Source organism: Neobacillus sp. GCM10023253, from assembly GCF_042653105.1.
Lineage (GTDB): Bacteria > Bacillota > Bacilli > Bacillales > Cytobacillaceae > Neobacillus > Neobacillus citreus.
In genome coordinates this window covers 214,729-237,327 of sequence record NZ_JBHSHV010000029.1, presented here as the reverse complement: position 1 = coordinate 237,327, position 22,599 = coordinate 214,729, and the positions used below count along the sequence as shown (strand labels likewise).

18 protein-coding genes are annotated in these 22,599 nt (G+C 44.2%); 3 read left to right on the top strand and 15 right to left on the bottom strand.

The genetic code is table 11. The features are described from left to right. The first annotated feature begins 134 nt into the window (after window positions 1-134). Window positions 135-2,375 carry a PQQ-binding-like beta-propeller repeat protein gene (locus ACFPA1_RS28325; RefSeq protein ID WP_378588317.1) on the top strand — a complete coding sequence of 747 codons (2,241 nt, stop codon included), beginning with the start codon at window positions 135-137 and terminating at the stop codon, window positions 2,373-2,375. 58 nt (window positions 2,376-2,433) lie between these two features. Here the strand turns inward: ACFPA1_RS28325 and ACFPA1_RS28320 are convergent, their stop codons facing one another. From ACFPA1_RS28320 to ACFPA1_RS28305, 4 genes are all read right to left on the bottom strand, one after another. Then, complete coding sequence (locus ACFPA1_RS28320) at window positions 2,434-3,582, bottom strand: PQQ-dependent sugar dehydrogenase (protein ID WP_378588315.1); 1,149 nt, start codon at window positions 3,580-3,582, stop codon at window positions 2,434-2,436. 186 nt (window positions 3,583-3,768) lie between these two features. Continuing rightward, window positions 3,769-5,967, bottom strand: coding sequence for a DEAD/DEAH box helicase (locus ACFPA1_RS28315; RefSeq protein ID WP_378588312.1), 2,199 nt, complete (start codon window positions 5,965-5,967; stop codon window positions 3,769-3,771). 68 nt (window positions 5,968-6,035) lie between these two features. After that, window positions 6,036-6,449 (bottom strand): hypothetical protein, encoded by a 414-nt coding sequence (locus ACFPA1_RS28310; RefSeq protein WP_378588310.1) that lies wholly within the window; start codon window positions 6,447-6,449, stop codon window positions 6,036-6,038. Window positions 6,450-6,557: 108 nt separating this feature from the next. Further along, window positions 6,558-8,630: a peptidoglycan D,D-transpeptidase FtsI family protein gene (locus ACFPA1_RS28305; protein WP_378588307.1), complete on the bottom strand. Its 2,073-nt coding sequence runs from the start codon at window positions 8,628-8,630 to the stop codon at window positions 6,558-6,560. Between the two features lie 294 nt (window positions 8,631-8,924). On the opposite strand from ACFPA1_RS28305, the gene yedE reads away from it, so the two are divergent. Further along, window positions 8,925-10,154, top strand: coding sequence for a selenium metabolism membrane protein YedE/FdhT (gene yedE / locus ACFPA1_RS28300; RefSeq protein ID WP_378588305.1), 1,230 nt, complete (start codon window positions 8,925-8,927; stop codon window positions 10,152-10,154). Window positions 10,155-10,223: 69 nt separating this feature from the next. Then, window positions 10,224-10,400 (top strand): sulfurtransferase TusA family protein, encoded by a 177-nt coding sequence (locus tag ACFPA1_RS28295; RefSeq protein WP_284037878.1) that lies wholly within the window; start codon window positions 10,224-10,226, stop codon window positions 10,398-10,400. 55 nt (window positions 10,401-10,455) lie between these two features. Here ACFPA1_RS28295 and ACFPA1_RS28290 read toward each other — a convergent pair whose 3' ends face one another. The 11 genes from ACFPA1_RS28290 to murQ form a co-directional block, all read right to left on the bottom strand. Then, window positions 10,456-11,304, bottom strand: coding sequence for a MurR/RpiR family transcriptional regulator (locus tag ACFPA1_RS28290; RefSeq protein WP_378588302.1), 849 nt, complete (start codon window positions 11,302-11,304; stop codon window positions 10,456-10,458). Between the two features lie 58 nt (window positions 11,305-11,362). Further along, window positions 11,363-12,310 (bottom strand): GNAT family N-acetyltransferase, encoded by a 948-nt coding sequence (locus tag ACFPA1_RS28285; RefSeq protein WP_378588299.1) that lies wholly within the window; start codon window positions 12,308-12,310, stop codon window positions 11,363-11,365. Window positions 12,311-12,358: 48 nt separating this feature from the next. Beyond that, entirely contained in the window at window positions 12,359-13,510 is a 1,152-nt protein-coding gene (locus tag ACFPA1_RS28280) for an exo-beta-N-acetylmuramidase NamZ domain-containing protein (RefSeq protein WP_378588296.1), read from the bottom strand. A 60-nt stretch (window positions 13,511-13,570) separates the two neighbouring features. Beyond that, window positions 13,571-14,527: a carbohydrate ABC transporter permease gene (locus ACFPA1_RS28275; RefSeq protein ID WP_378588293.1), complete on the bottom strand. Its 957-nt coding sequence runs from the start codon at window positions 14,525-14,527 to the stop codon at window positions 13,571-13,573. Window positions 14,528-14,539: 12 nt separating this feature from the next. Further along, window positions 14,540-15,469 carry a carbohydrate ABC transporter permease gene (locus ACFPA1_RS28270; protein WP_378588290.1) on the bottom strand — a complete coding sequence of 310 codons (930 nt, stop codon included), beginning with the start codon at window positions 15,467-15,469 and terminating at the stop codon, window positions 14,540-14,542. A gap of 87 nt (window positions 15,470-15,556) precedes the next feature. After that, window positions 15,557-16,885, bottom strand: coding sequence for an ABC transporter substrate-binding protein (locus tag ACFPA1_RS28265; protein WP_378588288.1), 1,329 nt, complete (start codon window positions 16,883-16,885; stop codon window positions 15,557-15,559). 117 nt (window positions 16,886-17,002) lie between these two features. Beyond that, complete coding sequence (locus tag ACFPA1_RS28260) at window positions 17,003-18,169, bottom strand: anhydro-N-acetylmuramic acid kinase (RefSeq protein WP_378588285.1); 1,167 nt, start codon at window positions 18,167-18,169, stop codon at window positions 17,003-17,005. 91 nt (window positions 18,170-18,260) lie between these two features. Next, window positions 18,261-19,856, bottom strand: a complete 1,596-nt coding sequence (gene nagZ, locus ACFPA1_RS28255; RefSeq protein ID WP_378588282.1) for a beta-N-acetylhexosaminidase — start codon at window positions 19,854-19,856, stop codon at window positions 18,261-18,263. 16 nt (window positions 19,857-19,872) lie between these two features. Further along, the gene (locus ACFPA1_RS28250) at window positions 19,873-20,589 is read right to left on the bottom strand and encodes a PIG-L deacetylase family protein (protein ID WP_378588279.1); all 717 of its coding nucleotides are present in this window, start codon (window positions 20,587-20,589) and stop codon (window positions 19,873-19,875) included. Window positions 20,590-20,606: 17 nt separating this feature from the next. Continuing rightward, window positions 20,607-21,656, bottom strand: coding sequence for a serine hydrolase domain-containing protein (locus ACFPA1_RS28245; RefSeq protein WP_378588276.1), 1,050 nt, complete (start codon window positions 21,654-21,656; stop codon window positions 20,607-20,609). 6 nt (window positions 21,657-21,662) lie between these two features. Continuing rightward, window positions 21,663-22,577: an N-acetylmuramic acid 6-phosphate etherase gene (gene murQ, locus ACFPA1_RS28240; protein WP_378588274.1), complete on the bottom strand. Its 915-nt coding sequence runs from the start codon at window positions 22,575-22,577 to the stop codon at window positions 21,663-21,665. Between the last annotated feature and the right edge of the window lie 22 nt (window positions 22,578-22,599).

Below are 22,599 nucleotides of genomic sequence, written 5' to 3'. Positions count from 1 at the left end.
CAATTTAATTATAAGTATATCATGAAACACGGGGACGGTTCTTTTGCTTCAGAAGCAAAAGAACCGTCCCCGTGCATCCTTTTACTCATTTACGGGAAAATTACTGTAAAAGATTTGAAAGGAGTGATAATTAATTGAAGAAGACTGGTTGGATTTTTATTACGTTATTTATGTTGGTTTTTGCTGGGTGTACGACTGCGCACAAGCCTGAGAAACAGCATGAGACGCAGTCTGAAGCAAAGAAAGAAAACAAGGGTGAGGACAGCAAGCCTGGGGCTAGTGATAATCAAACAAAGGATCAACTGGCCGGAACCGACTACCGTGCTTACCAGCATATGACCTACAAAGGAAAGGTTGCTCCTAAGTTTGGAGCAGATGAGCTTAGCGCCCCGCCATCGGGGAATTGGCTCACAAATGGCGGAGATATTCGCAATAGCAGATACTCCCCTCTTGATAAAATCACTGCTACTAATGTGAAAAATTTAAAATTAGAATGGGTCACAAGCTTAGGTTCCGGGACTGAGTTCAAATATTCGGGTGAAGGAACCCCGCTTGTTTATGATGGCGTCATGTTCACCATTACAGGAGCAAATCAAGTTCAGGCACTTGATGCCAAAACCGGAAAAATGATTTGGGAATATCGGCCGCAGATCCCAAGCGGCATGAATACTGTCTGCTGCGGGTGGTTAAGCCGCGGAGTCGCCTTAGGAGACGGTAAAGTCTTTGTCGGATTACTGGATGCCAGACTGGTTGCTTTAGATCAAAAAACCGGTAAGGTGGTATGGGAAACGAGGGTCGATGATTGGGAAAAAGGCTATACGATTACAAGCGCCCCGCTCTATTATGATGGAAAAGTCTACACGGGGATTGCCGGCGGTGAATATGGGATCAGAGGGTACGTAGCCGCTTATGACTCGGAAATTGGCAGACAAATTTGGCGGAGTTATACGCTTCCTGCCCCTGGTGAAAAAGGAAGCGAAACATGGCCAAAGGGCAGCAAGGACTGGCTGACCGGCGGAGCGCCGGTATGGAACACTCCAGCAGTTGACCCTGAATTAGGGATGATTTATTTTGCAGCTGGGAATACCTCCCCGGACCTAAACGGCAGCAATCGTGAAGGAGATAACTTATTTGCCAACTCCGTTCTTGCACTAGATGCCAAAACAGGAGAATATAAATGGCACTTCCAAGAGGTGCATCATGACATTTGGGACATGGACCCGGCCAATCCGGTCGTTTTATTTGATGTAAACATGAATGGACAAATGCGTAAAGGAATTGTCCAAGCCGGTAAAACAGGCTGGCTATATATTTTGGACAGAACTAACGGGAAGCCGCTGATTGGCATTGAGGAAAAACCGGTTCCGCAAAATGCCAATCAAAAAACATCACCAACTCAGCCGTTCCCAATTGGTGATGCATTTGTACCGCAAGCAGTGACGGAAGAAGACGTAAAACGCGATTTGCCGAAGGACTTTAAAGGTGACATTGGCAGTATCTTTACTCCTTTCTGGGATAAACCTGTCACTCTTAAACCAACACCGCAGGGAGGAGCCAACTGGCCGCCATCTGCGTATAACCCGAACACAGAGTATTTTTACGTAATGGCTAATGACAATTATTTTGCCTATGCCCATTATGCAGAAGAGGAAAAGGAACGGTTTACCGAGGGGAAAGAATATATCGGCAGCGTCTGGCAGCCGGTAAAAAATTCACCAAGCCGCGGTACTGTGACCGCTCTTGATGTGAAGACGAATAAAATTGTTTGGCAAAAGAAATGGGATGCTATCGCTTACAGTGGTTTGTTAACGACTAAAGGAAACCTGTTATTTACCGGTCATAATGATGGACGGATTATTGCCTACGATGCTTCTAAGGGCGATCAATTATGGGAGTTTAAAATGGATGCCGGTGCAAATGCTCCGCCGATTACTTATGAAGTCGACGGAAAGCAGTATATCTCCATCTATGCTGCCGGAAATACACTGGCCGGAACAAAGCATGGTGATAAGATCTATACCTTCTCATTGGAGGGCAAATATGGATCGGTTAAAGATATCCCAAAAAATAAAATCAATACCTCTCCAGTCAAGCAGAATGTGAAGGAAAAGCAGCAGGCTAATAAAACGAAAAAAGAAACCTCGGGCACTGCCTCTGGTGAAGCGGTTTATAAAAACAACTGTATGGCCTGTCATGGCGATGCAGGAGCAGGCGGACACAATGGTCCAAATTTACAACAGACAAAGATGGACAAGGCTGCCATTATTAGACAGGTAGAGAATGGAAAAGGTCAAATGCCGCCATTTAAAGATAACTTAACGACGAAAGAAATTGATGCAGTCGCTGATTATGTAAAGAGCCTGGGCGGCGGATGATAGCTGTCCGAGAAACAAAAAAGGTAATCGTCCTGTTTTAATGGACGATTACCTTTTTTTAGTTGGCAGATGCTTTTTCTGTTAAGGAAATATGAATTAATCGGTCATCTTTATCGGTCGGATTTCCGCGTTTGTCACGGTTGCTGGTAATTGTATACAGTTCGTTGTGATCGACCAGCACATCCCTTAATCTTCCTGCCTCACTGTAAAACTCCTCAAATTTCTTGCTGGCAAGGTCATACGTAAAGATTTTCTTTCCGGCTAAGGAAGCAACAAAGAGCTTTCCATCATTAAATGCCATACCTGATGGCGCCCACGTTTGATCACCGGATTGAAGAATCGGCTTCATCATGCCTTGTACCTCTTTATCTCCTTGTGCAACAGGCCAGCCATAGTTTTTCCCGGCTTGAATCAGATTAATTTCATCATGCCCTGATTCCCCATGCTCTGAACTATACAGGTTTCCATCCTGATCCCAAGCCAATCCCTGTGGGTTACGATGGCCATAGGAGTAAATATAAGAATTTTTATATGGGTTATCAGTGGGAATATCCCCATTCACGGTCATTCTTAAAATTTTTCCGGCTAAGCTGTCAAGATTTTGGGCGTTCGCTGATTTGCCGATATCACCTGTAGTCGCATACAGCATACCATCCGGGCCGATTTTAATTCGGCCGCCGTTATTAACCTCGCCGCCAGGAATTTTATCCAAGAGAACCTTGTCTTCCTGCCACGTCTTATCTTCAAGCTTGAGTGAAATAATCCGGTTCAGGGTCTCGCCATCTTTCTGATAGCTGTGAAAAGCAAATGCTTTCTTTGTTGTTGCAAAATCAGGTGCTAACGTAAACCCGAGGAAGCCGGCTTCCCCTTTATTGAAAATCTTCTCAGAGGTCTTTACATTCTGAACATCTACCAAGCCGAGGTCACCATTTATTTGAATGACCGACCCTTCCCGCTGGCTTAGGAAAAACAAACCGCCATTCTTATTAATCGTCCATGGGATATACAAATGATTGGCATTCACACTGCCATCATCGGATACTGCTACCTCGACTGCCTTATTCATTACCTCGCTTGCATCCTGCTGTAAGGAACCCTGTTTTTGGCCAGAATCTTTTGCATCATCTTTATCTTCCCAAAACACCGCATACCCAAGCCCCGCTGCCAAAGCAACACTCAACACACTAAAACCTATTAACTTCTTCAAAATACCACCTCAAAAATATAATTTACACCAACAGTTTAGACATATTTCAGACTATTTAAACAATGAAGCATGGGGACGGTTCTCGTGCATCAATTGCGTTGGGACGTAGGGACGTTTCCTGTGCTTCAATCGCACGAAAAAAGGACGGTTCTTCTGCTTTTGAGGCAGAAGAACCGTCCCTGTGCATCATTTCTGTTTTAACAAGTATTCGCAAATTTTACTGGAGCTTAGTCTAGCCGCCACATATGGGGGACGGATTTCTCTGGTGCCTTCGAGCGGGAGTCCGAGCCACAAAACCTTTTCGTCGAGCATGACAAACGGAAACGGAAAGTTCTCTTCCTGGTCTGAAATAACGGTTAATTTCACCCGCTCTCCCCTGTTCGTTAACTGCTCCTTCCATTCTCCAGTTAACTCGGTTCCCTTCGGCAGGGAGATGGTAATCGATAACGTTGCCGCTTTCAGGTCACGAAAGACAGCTTCTAGCTTTAGTGCATGAATCCATCTTAATTTGGGGTGTTGGCTGCGAATCCATGAACCAATTTCCTTCGTTGTGACCGTTTGATTGCACCTGACCTGATAGTCAACGAGCTGCCTTAGTGTTTTTCCTGAGTAAACATGTTTTTGGATAAAATATCCATTACTGACGTGAAGAAATTTCCCCTTCGTTCTCGTAATCGCGACATTAATGAGACGCTCACTGTCTTTGCCAATTAAGAGCATTCCAGCCCAGTCCTGCGGGGCACTGTCGACTGTATCAAAGATCATCACATCCCGTTCACTGCCCTGGAATCGGTGGACAGTGGCCGCAATAATATCCGCTTGGCCGAGCTCATTCGTGTATATCTCTTCAAGCAGCAATTCCATTAGATTCGCCTGCGCCCTGTATGGTGTCACATACCCAATCGATTTAGCCCCGTCAAGGTAAGCTTCATGAATCAATTGAAAAGACAATAGCAGCTGCCAGAGGTTGAATCTTGAATTAGTCGCTTTATCACTCATACAATGTAAACCCGTGAAACTTGTATCCACTAGCACGGCAGCCTGTTCTTTAAAGGGGGCAAGCCTTGTGATTCTGTTCCTGCTTTTATAAACACTCTCATGATCTCCAACCAGTGAATGATAGATATACTTGTTGGTAAAAGCAGAAATATCGGGGTGCATCCTCCGCTGTTCCCTTAATAAAAAAAGCTGCGGGTGAAGTTCCCCAACGTTTAGGGATTCCACAACCCCAGCATGATGGAACACATCCTCTTTCAGCCATTTGGCCACAAGCGGATCGCGGCTTGAAGCAATCGGAGGCAACTGTTTGAAGTCCCCGCAAATAATCACCCGATGACCCAGTGCAGCCGCAAAAGCAGCCTGGGGCACATAGGCCATACTGGCTTCATCAAGGACGACGATGTCATACTCTTGCTCATAAACGGCGCTGTCACTGGCTGCCTTTGCCAGCGTCGTCCCGATAATGAACGCCTCTTTTACTAATTGGACTTCTTTCTTCCGGACTTTTTCCAAAAGTCTAGCAATTTGTGTTTCAAGCTCAAGCAGATGATCCGAATCTCGTTTGCTAAAAGAATGGGCCAAATCCTGCTTTAAGTTACGTCTTTCTTCTATTAGTCTCTCTCGATCCTGGGCTAGGAGCGGGTCCTGTTTTTCAATGAGCAGACCTGTGGTAATTTCGTGATGGGCCGACAGCGTATCACCGCCACCACCATAGCGAAGCACATCCCCTTCCCGGAATCGGTCTTTCCTTTTAACAAAATCTGTCAGTTCGCCCATTAAGACATCAACAGCTTGATTGCTATGCGACAGAATCAGCACCTTTTTCTGCTGAAAATATTTGTTGGCTGCCGTTCTGGCCAAGGTGTAGGTTTTTCCGGTTCCCGGCGGCCCCCAGACAAACGTGACGGGATTGTATTTTGACCGTAACACCACTTCGTGGACATTGCTCTTAATCTTGTCTGCAGGATGCTTAGTTTCCATGGGAGGATTCATCAATCTTTTCACTCTCAGCCGCTTTTGCTTGTTTTTTTTGATTTCATCCAAGCGTTCGATTAATTGCTCCAGCAGCTCCCAGGGATCATGCAGCAAAAATGCATCGGAAATGAGGTCGCCAAAGCTTTGCTCCAAAGCAAGGATGACTCCCCTGCCCTCGGAAGAAAGCACCTTTCCGCTGCTTTTCATCGCGCCCCATTCCAACTTTATCGCCGAACCAACAGGTATCCTTAATGGAATGGCTGTATCAAAATAATAGCTGTAGGCTTCATCGTTTGATAACAGCCTGCCATTAGTCACAATATAACGGCTTCCGCCGTATTTTTTTAGGTGATTAATCTCATTTTGAAGGGCTTGCTGCCACTCTTTGAGATAGGTTTTGGTTGTTGTCATTTGGATCTCCTTTTGAAACACAGGGACGGTTCTTCTGCTTCAAGAGGCAGAAGAACCGTCCCCATGCATCATTCTCCTTCCTCCTCGTCCTGCTCGTCTTCCTCCTGTAATTTTTGGATTTCATCGGAAAGCTGCTCAAACGCTTGGAGTCGAAATTTCGCACTGGCAATTAGGTCATCGATGATTTGAATAAACGTCTCATAATCAATCCTATTTTCGCTGCAGTCTTGAATCATCCTTATTAAATCTGCCTCATACAATTGATATCTCTCTTTAAACGTTTCATTCTTCATCGTTAGGAAATACTCTTCATCCACAACGAATTCATTAAATATTTTTTTGGTCAATCGTTTTTTTGTGACTTTTATTTCTTCTTGATCCTGCTGACTTTCATAATGCTGCGCATCCTCATATTCTGAGCAAAGCGTCGCATAAATTTTCTCAAGCAGCTCCGTCGGCTCTAAATATCTTAAATTCGGCATCTCGAAAACCTCCCATATCTAGTTATTTCCAAATATCTACTGTCAAACACGGGAGTGATACATGGGGACGGTTCTCGTGCATCAAAAAAAAAGGGCGGCTCTTCCGCATTATGAAGCAGAAGAACCGTCCCCATGTCTCATTAAATTGAAATATGCTTTCAGTATTCCTTGCCCGATTTTTTTATTTACTGGATGGGAATCTGTGAGTGTATTGGGAACGACAATGGAAAAGGCGATCTCTGGGTCATTAAATGGTGCATAACCGACCAATGTTAAATTATAAGTGGGTCTGTCGGTAATGAGTTTTTTCTTGATTGGGTCATAATAGAATGCTTCCGCTGTCCCTGTTTTCCCTGCAATATTGTAGGAACGAAACGGCTCTTCAGCAAAGGAAGATGTAGCAGTCCCTCCAGCTTCTTGGTAAACCTTCCTTAATCCTTCTTGCACTCTTTTTATATGACTAGGTTCCATATCTATGCGATTCAGAACAACTGGCTCTATTGATGAATAAACAGGCCCCAGCTCTTTTTCCGTTGTGGATTCGTGAATTTCTTTTACTATGGTTGGCTTTATTCTATTTCCATTATTAGCAATTGTGGCAATATATTGGGCCAATTGAATGGGAGTATAGGTATCAAACTGGCCAATCGCAAAATCCAGAGCTTTACCGGGGATGGAAGTTTCCCCCGGAAGACCTGTTGCCTCGTTTGGCAAATCGATCCCCGTCCTAACGCCTAGACCAAATTGGTTAAAATAATACCTAAAGGTTTTGAAAACCTTGGTACCTCCAGGCAGCTTCATATTGGGGTAATATTCTGTCCCCATCATTTTTATCGCTGTTTTAAACATATACACGTTCGATGATCTTTTTAGCGCTGTTAAATCGTCAATCACGTCCATGTTGGTATACGATTTTTTGACAGGTGTACTTTGAATGTTTAGCGGTTCATCCAGGATCGGGGTACCTGGCCGTATGACGCCAGTTTTAAAACCCGTCAATACAGTAGCGCCTTTTACCGCAGATCCCATGGCATAGGAAGAGGTAATGGTCCCTAAAGCATAATCATTCACTGTCCACTTCCCATCTTTTTGCTCGAGTTTTTTCCCGGCTAAGGATAGAACTTCCCCTGTTTTTGGGTTCAGCATGACAACAAAGGCACGATCCAAGAATGGCCCTCCACCATTGATCTTTGCGGACATCAGTTCATTCGCCAGAATTTCTTCCACTCGCTTTTGCAATTCTATGTCGATCGTCAACACCAAGTCTTTTCCTGGCTTCCCTTCGCTCATTACCTTGCTCGAAATGATGTTTCCGGTATTATCCGTCTCGTATTGGATTTTTTCTTTCTGTCCTTTTAAAACACCCTCATATAATAACTCAATTTGACTTTTTCCCACACGGTCATTACGGCTATATCCTCTAGGAAGATAGTAATCTAGTGAATCCCCAGGCAGTCCTTCTTTTGAGGTCGTAACATTTCCTAAAACAGACCGAAAGATATCCCCATTAGGATACTCTCTCTTCCAATCCGTAACGACATCAACGCCTGGAAGAAGGTCCAAATTTTCGCTTACGACAGCCAGTTCTTCTAATGGAACATCTTCATTTTTGACGATTTGTGGTGTCAAAGCATAGCCGCCTGCCATCTCACGATAAATAGCTGCGACTTCCAGCTCCTCTTGGCTGATTTCAGCCAAGTCTGTTTTCGGATCAATTCTTTTTAGCTGCAGCTGGTATAATTCTTTATTGGTCAAATCTTTATTACTTTTTTCTTTAGCTGTCAGCTTTTGTTCAGCTTTTTCCGGCCGCGTTAAGATCCAGTAATCCTTTAAATCCCGCTCTGTTAATTTATCGTTCTCTTTATCTATTAGTTTTGCTAGTTCCTGTGCAACCTTCAATACCTCCTGATTGGAGATATTGACTTCCCTCGTATATGAAATGGTATTAACTGACAAATTGCTGACGATTGGCCTTCCAAATCGGTCATAAATCTCCCCCCTTGGAACGGGGTGATTGACCGTAATATTATCCGTTCGTGCAATCTCTTTTTGATAATCTTCACCATATACAATTTGCACCACACCCATCCTAAAAATAAGGACAGAAAACAACAAAAAGACAATCACGAATAGAATATTAACTCGGGCCAGTTTCACGTTTTTCTTTTTATTCTCTGTCATCCAACCAACCTCTCACTATCACCTCATACAGTAGTTAGGTCTATTTTACGTTGGAAACGGAAGGAATTTCCAGTAATATGCATAGAAACACAGAAGCATGGGGACGGTTCTTCTGCATCACTATTGAATTTTGCGATGGTTTCCAATCGGATATATCGATATATTGTATTGCATAATTACCAGAAAACAGTAACATTAATGATATACGTCCTTTAAAAATGCCTGGAAAATTCCTTGGCATTTTTGTTTTGTGTAAGTATTTTTAAAAAATAATGATAGGGGTGTTGCAGCTTTATGAAGCTTTATGGAAAAATCTTCAAAGAATATTGGAATCCCTATGTAGCTATTAGTATTGCAGGATTAGTAAGTGCATTGTACTTCGGCATTACCGGAACTGTTTGGGCCGTGACTGGGGAATTCACAAGATTGGGCGGACATATTTTAGGATGGTTCGGTGTCGATGTTTCGGATTGGGCCTATTTTCAACTGGTCGGCCTTCAAGGGACTCCCGTAAGCCGGACAGATGGCTGGATTGTCATCGGAATGCTGGCTGGCGCACTCATTACAATTCTCCTAAGCAACAGTTTCAAAATCCGTGTTCCGAAACAAAAAAGGCGGTTGGTACAAGGATTTATTGGCGGAATTATAGCAGGGTTTGGCGCCCGTCTCGCTCTTGGCTGTAACTTGGCCGCCTTTTTCACAGGCGTCCCTCAGTTTTCGTTCCATTCGTGGATTTTTATGGCCGCCACTGCAATCGGGACCTTTTTTGGCGTTAAGGTTGTGAACACAAAATGGTGGAGAGGCAAGCCAACACTAATGAAAGGGACGATGAACCCAGTTGTTACCGAGCATGTCCAAAAAAGAAACATTCAGCCTATCTTGGGTGTAGTCTTTGCCTGTCTTTATATCGGTGTCATCCTTTACTTTTTCGCAACAGGCAAAACTCTTTTGGCGGTTGCATGTATAGCTGGGGCCTTGTTTGGCATTCTCATTGAACGCGGACAAATTTGTTTCACTTCCGCTTTCCGCGATTTATGGATCAGCGGCCGTGCCGTTATGTCAAAAGCCATTGCCGTCGGGATGATGATTAGTGTCGTGATAACATTCATCTATATTCAAAACGGCTCTGTTGCTCTCATCAAAATTGCTGCTCCTAGTACTGTAATTGGCGGGCTGTTATTTGGATTTGGTATTGTTCTTGCCGGCGGCTGTGAAACCGGCATGATGTACCGGGCAATGGAAGGTCAATTGTTATTCTGGGTTGTTGGTGCAGGAAATATCGTCGGAGCTACATTCTTGGCATACGGCTGGGACCACCTTGGGATTTTTCATGCCCTTGGGGAAAATTGGCCGAAGGTAAACTTAATTGAACAATGGGGACCTACAGGAGCACTGGTTGGTACAATGGCTATGCTGCTTGTTTGGTTTTTACTTTCAAACTGGTGGGAAAAGCGGTTCCGTTATGGGACTGGAATCAAACACGAAAAGAAAGAACGGATTTCACACGTTACAAAGGAGGCATAATTCATGTCACAGGTGATGGATGTTAACTACACTTTAGACATTCGCGGCGAGCCATGACCATACCCTGTCATTTATGCGCTGGATGCGCTAAAGTCTATGAAAATCGGGGAAGTATTACAGGTCATCGCGGACTGCCCGCAATCATTCCGCAGTGTGCCGGAGGAAGCCGTCAAACACGGCTATAAACTTCTAGCCGAACCGAAAAAGGTTGGGCAGGATATTTATTTTTATATTAAAGTGGTGTAAAACAAGGGGACGGTTCTTCTGCCTTATAAGGCAGAAGAACCGTCCCCTTTCATCATTATTTCTGTCTTGGTTTGATATTGTCTCTTAGTATGTCAATTATTTCTCTTGTTTCATCCAGGTGTTTGACGGTTTCGCTGTATGCCTGCGAGGCTACGCACATAAATAAGATGTCAATCACATGAAGCTGAGCAATTCGTGAGGAGGTGGCCCCGCTTCTAAAGGTAGGCTCTGTTGTTGCGGAAGTGTATAGCCTGATATCCGCCTGTTCCGTAACCAAGGATGAGCCATACTTCGTCAAGCTAATGGTATGGGCTCCCTTTTTATTGGCAAGCTCAAGAATTTTAGCAACTTCAAAGGTTTTTCCTGAAAAGGAAATTCCAACAACAACATCATTTTTATTGGCGTTCGCTACTAACGTTGCTGCCATGTGTAAATCCGGAAAAGCCGTTGCCTTTTTATTAATTCTTAAAAACTTTTGCTGGGCATCTTGAGCGATGATACTTGACGCACCAACGCCAAAAAAATGAATCGTTTCCGCGTTTCGGCACACCTTCACAGCCCGTTCCAGTTCTTCATAATCTAATAATTCCGCGGTTTCACGTATCGTTTGAACACTATTACTCGTCATTTTTTCAATAATGGATACAGCAGATTCGTTTGGCTCAATATCACGAAACCCTACTGCCCTATTTTTTTGTAAGTCGCCAGCAATTCTAAGCTTCAGGTCTTGAAGACTTTTTAACCCGAGTGATTTGCAAAGCCGGATCACGGCAGCGCTGCTGGTGGAGCTTCTTTTCCCAAGCTCACTTGCAGTTAAAGATATGGCTTCCTGTGGATTTTCTAGAATATACATGGCTATTTTTTCTTCGGATGGAGGAAGTTTCGAATGCATTTCTGACAGCATCACGAGTCCTCCTGTCATGAATGACATAGGCATCATCTCTCTTAACATATGTCTTTTTTTATATCGTTTTCTTCATCACATGAAACCTGCGGGTGACTTCAAAACCTGTTTTTTTATAAAGGTATCCGGCTGAGCTTTTTTCGCCTGTCCAAAGGAACCAAGCACCATGCAGCCCTTCGGAGCGCATATTTTTCAAGCAATCCTGCAATAAAATCTTCCCTAAACCGTTTCCCTGTTCATCAGGATGCACGCCAAATGGGCCAAACCGGTCTGGGATGCCTTCATAGCCGCCATAGATACAAAACCCAACCAGCTTGCTGCCGTTTCTTGCAACCAAAATACGATTTAGTGGCAGGCCTTGCAACACCCCTTCCCGAATCGCCCGGCCCCAGTCTGGGTTAAACTGAGTGTTGGCGAATTTAATGACTTCGTATAAGTCCTTATCTTGTGCTGTCGCAAAAGAGTATCCTTCTTGCTCGCGTCGTTTTTTCAAATCCATGACAGCCTCAGACGGGATATAGCCAACCAAGCTTCGGTCCATGGCTACCGGTGAATATTGTTTTTCAAACCCTTGGTTCAAAAGAAAGGCGTAGCCCTCGGAATAGGAATCTTCGTCAATTCCAGGCAAAATATAATTGGGCGCATAGGATGCGAAAAAGACGTTTTTTCGTCCTTCTGCGGCGAGGAAGTCAATGGCTGCTTGCATTAACGCTTCGCCTACACCGGACTTGCGAAAATCACGATGGACAAAAAAGAATGGAATCCAGCCATTTTCCGGTTCTAAATCCGTACCCATCATCGGTAGCAATCTCCTTACAGCATACACACAGCCAACTATTCTGTCATCATCTATGGCCAAGCGGAATCCTTTAGGGTCAAAGTTTGCATCTAGCAAAACAAGATTGCGGAATCTATTAGAAGTAATCGGGTCATGCAGTAGGCTTTCATTCCAGAGCTCGACAATTTTCTGTTCATCGCCAGACTCATAATAACGATATGATATCACAACCATTCGCTCCTTTTGAATTCTGTTCATTAAAAAGAATTCAATTCATTATTTATACAGAAGATACGGTTCTCTCTGAATTTTAAAAGCCTCTGATTGTGCCTCGCACTGTTCTAAGAACACGTGAGCTTGCCCATTTTGGATTTGATTCCTTAGCTCATTTGTGCCAGCCAAAAGGTCAAACATGTATCGTTGATTTTCCTCATGCTGAACAAAAGCAAAATCATATGGATACATGTCTGCAATCGTTTCAAGTAACGCCAAACCTGTCTTCAAAGAATGAATTGCCCTCCGGTCCACCACATGAAGCTGCACACCTTCGCAAGCAACTTCTTTGTACTTTTGATAAGTGGGAATAAACGAAATCGGGCGTGCCAAAACACCGGGAAGCTGTTTATCATTGAACGCCCTGGCCAATCGGTAGCTGTCCAGATACGGAGCTCCGATATATTCGAACGGACGTGTCGTACCTCTTCCTTCCGACAGGTTTGTCCCTTCCACTAAACATGTTCCCGGATACAGAGTGGCCATGTCCATTCCAGTTGTATTAGGTGAAGGCGGAATCCAAAACAGCCCTGTTTCATCATAATAATACTGCCTGTTCCAGCCCTCCATCGGAATGACAGTCAGGTCACAATCAATCCCAAATTCATGCTTATACAGAAGCGCCATTTCCCCTACCGTCATCCCATGTCTGTTGGGAATCGGATAGAGACCAACGAAAGACCGAACATTTTCCTCCACCAAATTCCCTTCCACTGCCGTTCCAGAAATCGGATTGGGGCGGTCAAGGACCACAAACTGTTTTCCCTGTTCGGCACAGGCCTCCATCATATAGGCCATGGTATAAATAAACGTGTAATACCTTGCCCCTATGTCCTGCAGATCAAAGAAAATAACATCAACGGGGTCCAGCATTTCTTTGCTTGGCTTCTTGGACGCGCCATATAAACTATAAACTGGCAAGTTTGTATGGGGATCCACAAACGACTGAACTTTCTCTCCTTCTTTGGCACTCCCGCGTATTCCGTGTTCCGGGCCATAAAGCGCCGTCAAATGAAGGTCTGGATGCCCGTGAAAAAGGTCAATCGTTGGAACCAGCCTTTGATTGACACCTGTCATATTCGTGACAAGACCGATTCTTTTTCCTTTAAACTCCGGAGGATATTTTTCAAAAAAAATATCAAGACCTATCTTCACATTTGTTCCCTCTTTCACAAGTGGTAAGAAAGAGAGAAAAACTCTCTCTTTTTACAAGCTTTATTCTTTTACGCCGCCTAAAGTCAGACCTTTAACAAAATGGCGCTGGAATAAGACGAACACGATAATCATTGGAATGGAAGCAATCGCTGCCCCGCTCATCAACAATTTAAAGCTCGCCAGGTTTGCATCCTGCAATGATTTTAATCCTACTGGCAATGTATATAAATTCGCATCATTCAACACGATGATTGGCCATAAGAAGGAATTCCAAACGTTCATAAAGGTGAAAATGCCCAGAGCAGCCAAACCTGGTCTTGCTAATGGCAGCACAATTTTCCAGAAGGTTTTCCACTCGCTGGCACCGTCAATTTTTGCGGCATCCAAAAGCTCATCAGGAATAGAATACATAAACTGTCTCATCAGAAACACGCCAAATACCATCGATAAGTCAGGGAATATCAGCGCCCAGTGCGTATCCATAATCCCCAAATTTTTCACCATCATGAACATTGGAACCAATGTAACTTGTCCGGGAATCATCATGGTTCCCACTATGGTATAGAAAATCAGGTTTCTCCCCGGAAACTGTTTCTTAGCGAGCACATACCCCGCCATCGAGTCGAATAACAAAATACCAACCGTTACCACAACGGCGATATAAATACTATTTAAAAACCACCGGCCAATGCTATTTTTTTGGAACAATGTCGTAAAGCCGGAAAAACTATCCGTCACAATTTGATCCATGACTTCTCTGTGATAGGTTTCAGCCTTCTCATCTCCGGCCTTTTCGGCATCACGTGCCTTGCCCCAGTGCTCAAAATATTCCGGGATCCCCATCGGATACATTTTCGGCGGGTTGGAATCAACATATGAAACTGGATTCTTCAAGTCTTCATCCTGATATTTGCTTAATTGCAAGGATGTACTGAATACCCAATACAATGGCAAGAGGGAAACGATAGAAAAGACGAGCAGCATTACATAGATGATTGTTTTGTTTAATTTCGGCAACTTGTTTCCCTCCTAATCATCATACCGAAGGACTCGGAATTGAATAATCGAAAATACTAAAATAATAAAGAATAAAACAATAGATTGTGCCGCTGCAAAACCAAACTCGAAATCTCTGAACCCTGTTTTATAAATAAGGTGGACGAGTGTTTCGGTGGACGTGCCTGGCCCTCCCCCAGTCATCATAATAATCTGAGTAAATACCTGGAAGGAGCCAATCGTGCTTAACAAAACCAAATAGAGTGTGGTAGGCTTCAATAACGGAATCGTGATATGAAGCCATTTTTGAAAACCGCCTGCACCGTCAATGGTAGCAGCTTCATATAACGAGTTGGAAATAGAACCCATCGCAGCCAGGTACAAAATGATCCCCACCCCAAATGGTATTAAACATTGCATGAGAATCAGCGACCATAAAGCGGTTGAAGTTTGTCCCAACCAGTTAATCGGATCAACTCCGAACCAGCCCAGCACATAGTTGAATAAACCAAAATCATGATTATACATCCAGCGCCAAACCATCGCGACAATGACCATGGAGGTGACGGTTGGCAGATAAAAGGCTCCCCGGAAGAAGCTCTGTGACCATTTGCCAAGAGGGTGAATGAGAGAAGCGATTATGAGTGCACTTATTACGTTAAATGGTACCGTTACGACGGTAAAGAGAAATGTGTTCTTTAAAGCATCGTAAAAGGCACTGCTATGAAAAACTTTTACATAATTGTCTAAGCCGGCCCACTCACTTCCAAAAATTTTATATTCCTGGAAGGATAATACGAATGCCCATACCACTGGTATCGCAATAAATGCAACAAACAGGATTAATTTTGGAAGTAAAAATAGGTAGGCGGAATAATTCTTTTTGATTTGGGTCAAAAGAGATGATTTTTTTGCGAGAACTTCTACATCAGCAGCTGTATGTGCATGTTGAACGGGTTTCAAGTTAACTCCCCCAATCTTGATTGAACTTGGGGCTGTCTCATAAGGGGGCGGGCCCGTTAGGAGAGACAGCACCAAGCCGGTTACTGCTTATTTCAGCAGCTCATCCACTTTCTTTTGTGCATCGTCCATGGCTTGTTTGGCTGTTTTTTCGCCATTAAATACAAGCTGCAGTTCTGTTTGAATGGCTTCATCAATTTTTTTCCATTCAGGATGGCGTGGAAGCATTACAACTTGTGAAGACATTTCCTGAGCACGTGCCATTTGTGGATTATCTTTGTATGGATCTTTATCAGCCGTGCTAATACGTGCCGGGAATGTTCCATATTTTGTTGCCATTGTAAATTGTTCTTCAGTTGTATTAATAAACTTCATAAATTCGCCGACCACTTTCTTCTTGCTGGCATCTTCCTGGTGGAACATAGTCCAGCCGCCTACACCGCCGATTGTAACTGGTTTGCCCGATTTTCCAGTTGGGTAGTTAGCAACAGCGAAATTGGTAGGGTATTTGCCTTGCGCCGCACCAATTGCCCAAGTAGCCCAAGGTTGCATAGCAACTGTTCTTTGTTGTGCATTTGCCCATGCTTGGAACGTGCCGCCAACATCTGCTCCACCTGATGATTCTGGAGAAACTTTATCTTTTAATTTCAAATCAGCCAGGCGTTGAATCGCGGTTACTGCTTTAGGATCATTGAATGTAAATTTCGTCAAATCTTTATTTAACGGACTTCCGCCATCAATATAGAAGAATGGCCATGCTTCATAATAGCCAGGCATGATATAGGTAGAAAAGCCGAATACATCCGTTTTGCCATCGCCATCACGGTCAAATGTCAATTTTTCCGCTGTGTCGAGGAATTCATCCCAAGTCCATTCGCCATTTTTCGGCGGCTCCACGCCGCGCTCTTTGAATAAATCAAGATTTAATAACATCGTATGAACAGTCATCGAGTTAGGAATACCGTATAACTTGCCATCATACTTGTAGGCATCTAGTGCATTAGGATAGAAGTCTTTTAATTCATCTTTTGTATAAAGGTCATCAACCGATTCGATTACACCTTGATCGACTTGGTCGATGCTGACGGCACTGCCGCTAATATCTACTGGCGCAATATCAGGCCAAGATTTCCCGGCAATCGAAACGCCCAGCTTATTTGGAAGTTCAGCCCATGGAACTTGCACAAGCTCCACTTTAACCCCTTTATGCTCTGCTTCGAAATCTTTAATTTTTTGTTCCATCCAGTGGTACTTATTATCTTTATCATCTGGCCAGCGCGGACCATCCCACACGGTGATGGTGCCTGTCCAATCTTTGCCGCTGTCAGTGCTTTTTGAAGCTTCTTTGTCATTACTGCATGCCGCCAAAGTTCCAATACCTAAACTAGCCGCAAGAAATAGGCTAAGCATTTTTTTCATTGGATTTTCCCCCTTTATGATTGTAAAATAAGGTTTTTTTCATGATCCATCAATATCCTTCACCGCTTCTTTCCGGCCCTCGCCTCCTTTCCGTATTTCGTTTCGCATCGTGTATATCTACCAAGCGATTTTCCCCATAATGACCGGATGTCTCGCTCCTGTAGCAGATGGCAGATTATTGAAGCGTTTCATATAACACTGGTAACCTAGCAGGGCAAACACGACCGCTTCCTTCGCGTCACTTGGAATACCAAGGTCGTCCGTGCTCCCCATATTAATAGAATCGGGCAAATGCCTCTTTAATCCATTCATTAAAGTACGGTTATGCCAACCCCCGCCGCTTACATATACCTCTTTGATATGATGGCTAGCTATTACTCTAGAAATATCGGATGCTATGGTTCGAGCCGTCAACTCTGTAATGGTGGCGAGTTTATCAGCCGCCGATAGGCTTGCTTCGTCCCATAATTTCCGGGCATACTCGATTCCGAACAATTCTCTGCCCGTGCTTTTGGGTGGTGGCTGATTGTAATAATCATGTACAAGCAGCTCTAAGAGCCAAGCTTCATCCACTCGCCCGCTGGCAGCGATGGCGCCATGATCATCAAAAGATCGCTTCCCATTTGTTGCCCAGCCCGCAAATGCATCGATGATCATATTGCCCGGCCCGGTATCGAACGCAAGAACATCTTCTTCACTGATTTCAGGCGGCAGTACCGTGATGTTGGCGATTCCGCCGATATTGACTAATACCCGACCAAACTCTTTTTCCCGAAATAACAGGTTATCTGCATAGGGCACCAGTGGGGCGCCTTGTCCGCCTGCGGCCATGTCCCTGGTTCGAAAATCGCCAATAGTCATGACGCCCGTACGTTCGGCAATCATGCTAATGTCACCGATTTGCAGTGTGGAAGCAACCGAATGTCCAGCGATTTCCACACTTTCAGGCTGATGAAAAATGGTTTGACCATGCGAACTGATGAAATCGATTTCATTCGTCGTCCTGTTTGCCTCCGTTACCACCTTTTTGGCAGCATCAGCAAACAGCTCGCCAAGCAGCATGTTCATCGCCGAAATTTCTTCCATTCGCGCTTGTTTTGGGTCGCATAGGCTTAAAATCTTTTCCCGCATTATGTCTGTATACTGTAGTGTGGTAAAATGCAATAACTTCAATTGGATGTCTTCCTTTTCCTCCGTAATGGAAACCAATGCCGCATCAATTCCATCTAAGGAAGTTCCCGACATAAGCCCGACAACCACCTTTTCATCTTTGTCCAGATTCAAGTTCCCTACCTCCCTTCGACCAAACACCTTATCAGGTTCATCACCATTTACTTACTATTAGTCTACCTTTGTTTCATTTTTTGAAAATTTATCATTGTGGAATGGTCACTGGCAGCCGACTTGTCATCTGTTCCAAACCGTATATCGCTTTGGCAGCCATTTTTAGAGCTGGATACGGAAATTCGTATGTGCAAATATAGCCATGAACATTAGGCAAATACGCCAAATCATAGGGACTTCGCGTCGCAATAACGACAACCGGCACACCCGTGTCGTACAGTTTTTCTACCAGTTTGACTTGAGAATCACCCGGCTTGGCAGTTAGAGTGCCAATTATGATGACATCAAAATCCTTTGCTTTCACAGCAGCTCTATCGATTTCTTCGTCTGTTGGCGGATTGGATACCTCCAAAACATGTGCATCTGGATCCATTTCCTTTACAGCTTTGCCAAGGTGAATGGACGAATAGCGCTTATCTTCCACTTGCATGGTATATTTATTTTCAGAATAAACAACGAGCACTTTTTGTCCGCCGTTTGGATTGATTGGCAAAATCTCGTTATTCTTTACAACAGTAATACCCTGCTTATAAATCTCGTCTGCCAATTGTTGATGCTCCACGCAGCCGACTACAGAAGGAACTGCCGCTTCGTTTTCAAGGCTCAGTTCATCCCAATGTAGATATTTATCTTTTAATCTTTGAATACGCCCGACTGCAGCATTAATCGCCGCCGCCTCTATTTCTCCCGCTTCCACGGCTGCAACTATCGAATTGATAGTTTCTTTCTGCAGATGGTGAAGATGGGACACCATGACCAGGTCCACACCCGCTTTAATCGCTGCCACACCGCCAGCGGTGGTTCCAATCGTATTGGCAATGGCATTCATTTCCATGCAATCAGTCGTAACAACACCATTAAAGCCTAGTTGCTCCCTAAGTAGTCCGGTGATGACCTTTTTGGATAAAGTCGCTGGTACACCTGGTGTATCCTCAATAGCTGGAAAGTACACATGGGCTGACATGATTGTATCGGCACCTTGGTTTATGTTTTCGATAAATGGCTTTAATTCAATCTCCCGCAGCCTTTCCATACTATGGGAGATAACCGGGAGATCCAGGTGTGAATCGACATCGGTATCCCCGTGTCCTGGAAAGTGCTTTAATGTTGTGATCACTCCGGCATCCTGCATGCCCTTCATTGCCATTTTGCCAAATAAGCTAACCTTCTCGGCAGACTCACCGAAGGAGCGTACCCCGATGACCGGATTTTCAGGATTATTATTGACATCAAGCACCGGAGCCAAGTTCCAATTGATTCCTAGGGCTTTTAGCTCTTTTCCGGTAGCCAAGCCTACCTGATAGGCGTTCTCCGGCTGGCCGGTAGCACCCAAAAGCATGGCACCTGGGAAGATGGTTGCCCCTTCGCCAAGGCGGCGGACAACTCCATTTTCCTGATCAATGCAAATCAGAAGCGGCCTTTGGTGCCCTGCTTCCTTTGCTTCCCTTTGAAGCTCATTTGTCAGATTTAAAATTTCTTGAGGAGTTCCTATGTTTCGTCCAAAAAGGATGATTCCTCCCACATGGTAATCCCTGATTAATTCTTTGATTTCTTCGGAAGCTGTTGTTCCTTTAAAACCAGCAACCAACAGCTGTCCGACGTTTTTGCGCAACTCACTGCTATTCAAGATTCGGCGCCTCCTTTTAAAGATCAAACCCGGGAATGCTTGGTCCTCTTCTGATATTCGCTCCCGCAGGAAACTTTAATGTTTGAGCATATCCAGTCCGATTCAAACAGCCTCTCATCGTTCCGAGTGCCTGATAATAATCGAAATAACGGAAATCCTTTGAGTTCATGATGAACCAATATTGGGATAATGCCTCGAGGTATGTATCAAATTCATCGGTCACATCCACATAGATATCCGGAAGATAACCCTCCATGTCCTCCCAATTCTCGCTATGAAACATTCTGGTTAAGGAATGCGGCGGAAGTCCCTCCAAATCAAAGCCCGGAAGAGCAGCCTTTAACCACGCCGCTTGAACAATTTTTGGACAAAGGGCATGGTCGGGATGCATGCTGTTTTCCCAATGGGTGATGACCACGTTCGGTTTTAACTTTCTGAACAAAATGGCCACACGGGAAATAGTTTCTTCATCCTCCTTTAATTCCGCATCTTTATAATCGAGGGTAATACTCTTCGCGCCCAGAACAACGGCAGCCTTTTCAGCCTCTTTGACCTTTTGGTCACGATACTCTTCAACACTTAGTCCTGCCGGTGTGCCTTTTTCACCGGCTGTTAAATGCAATAACGTAACCTCATGTCCCGCTTTTGCATATTTATGGGCAATCGCGCCTGCCTGGAGTTCCACATCGCCACAATGGGCCCCAACCAGCATAAGATGAATTTTCTTTTCCACGTTTATTACCCCCTTGGTCAATCGAAATGTGACCGAATGATGTTGTGCAATCTGGGCCGCAGCCGGAGAATGGGATCCTTTCTTCCGAAGTGTACCCGGTTTGTCAGCAAAATGACATGTAGCTGAATCTCAGGGTCAAACCATATGCTTGTTCCGGTAAAGCCTGTGTGACCATAGGAGGATTCAGAAAAAAGGTCGCCGCAGCTGGAAAGATTAGGGCTTTTTAAAATCCAGCCCAAGCCCCTAAATTCATGACTAAACGTTGAAAAATTCCTTCTTGCAATTTGCAATGATTGCTTAGATAAAATGCGGTTTCCATTGAAAACACCCTCATTTTCAATCATAGAAGCATAGTTTGCCAGGTCCTCGATGGTCGAGAATAAACCAGCATGCCCGCTGATTCCGCACATACTTTCGGTATTGTCATCATGAACAATGCCGTGCTTATAATCGTTTAGCTTGTCGCTATATTCTGTGGCGGCATAGCGTTCCCGTTCAAAACGGGGGCGAAATCCCGTTTCATTCATATCTAGCTTGTCGAACAATTCTCTTTTCACATATTCTTCAAATGGTACATCTGTAACCGTTTCAATTAATTTGTATAGTGTAATGAAACCGAGATCACTATAAATCACCTTTTCGCCAATGCCAGCCACTAGCTCATCCTGAACTATTTTTTCTAAAATTTGTTCGGTTGTTAAATTCTCACGAAAATATTCATAATGGGCAGCAAGGCCTGACGTGTGGGTTAATAGGTTTTTTATGGTGATTTCCGATTTCCCGCGCTTCCCGAATTCCGGCAAGAAGCGGGCAACTTTATCGTCAAGGTGCCATTTCCCTGCTTCCATGAGCTTCAGCACAATCGGCAGAGTCGCTGTCACTTTTGTTAAAGAAGCCAAATCAAAAACCGTATTCCGCTGCATTGGTTCCTTTGACGGGTAAATCACTCGATAGCCAACCGCTTCTTGCAGTATTGTTTCACCTTGAAACGATACATGAATCACTGCTCCAGGAATGTGCTCTTGGTCAACTTCATTTTGCAGGAAATCCAGAATTCGCCTTTCCATATATGGTTACTTCCCTTCTTTAGCAAGTTCTATTGCTAGCCGGGTAAAACCATTTGCCTGCTCAATGACTTCATTAGCCCTCTCAACGGAAACCCCGCCCATCAACATGACAATAGCCGGTTTTACCTTTTGATTGGTTTCCTTAAGGGCTTTCTCTGCTTCTTCATACGGAACGCCCGCAATATCCATGACAATTTGTTTGGCTCTCTCCACTAACTTTATATTACTTGCATGCAAATCGACCATCAGATTGTCATATATTTTGCCAAGCTTGATCATCGTGGTGGTGGACAGCATATTTAACACCATCTTTTGCGCCGTTGCTGACTTTAACCGTGTAGAGCCTGACAAAATCTCCGGTCCGACAACCACTTCGATATGATGGTCTGCATATTCACTTATTTCTGCGTTTTGATTACAGGCTATTGATACCGTTACTGCCCCAAGTTTACGTGCATGCTTTAGTGCCCCAATGACATAAGGTGTTCTTCCGCTTGCAGCAATTCCGACGACAACATCGGATTTTGTGAAACCTTTACTCTCGAGATCATTTGCACCTTCTTTGAGAGAATCCTCGGCTCCTTCCACTGCCGTAAACATGGCCGATTCTCCCCCAGCGATGATCGCCTGAACCAACTCCGGAGGAGTACAAAAGGTCGGAGGACATTCCGCCGCATCCAGCACCCCAAGCCTTCCACTTGTACCTGCACCGACATAAAATAATCGGCCATTATTTTTTAGAGAGTGATAAATGGCTTCAATCGCCGATTCAATTTGCGGCAAGACTGCTTCAACCGCATCGGCAACCGTACTATCTTCCTCATTCATAAGTGTTATAATTTCAAGTGTTGAAAGCTGATCAATATTACGTGACCGCTCATTTCGCTGCTCAGTTGTTAATGCAGTAATGTTGACATTCACATGCGACACGCCTTTCCAAATT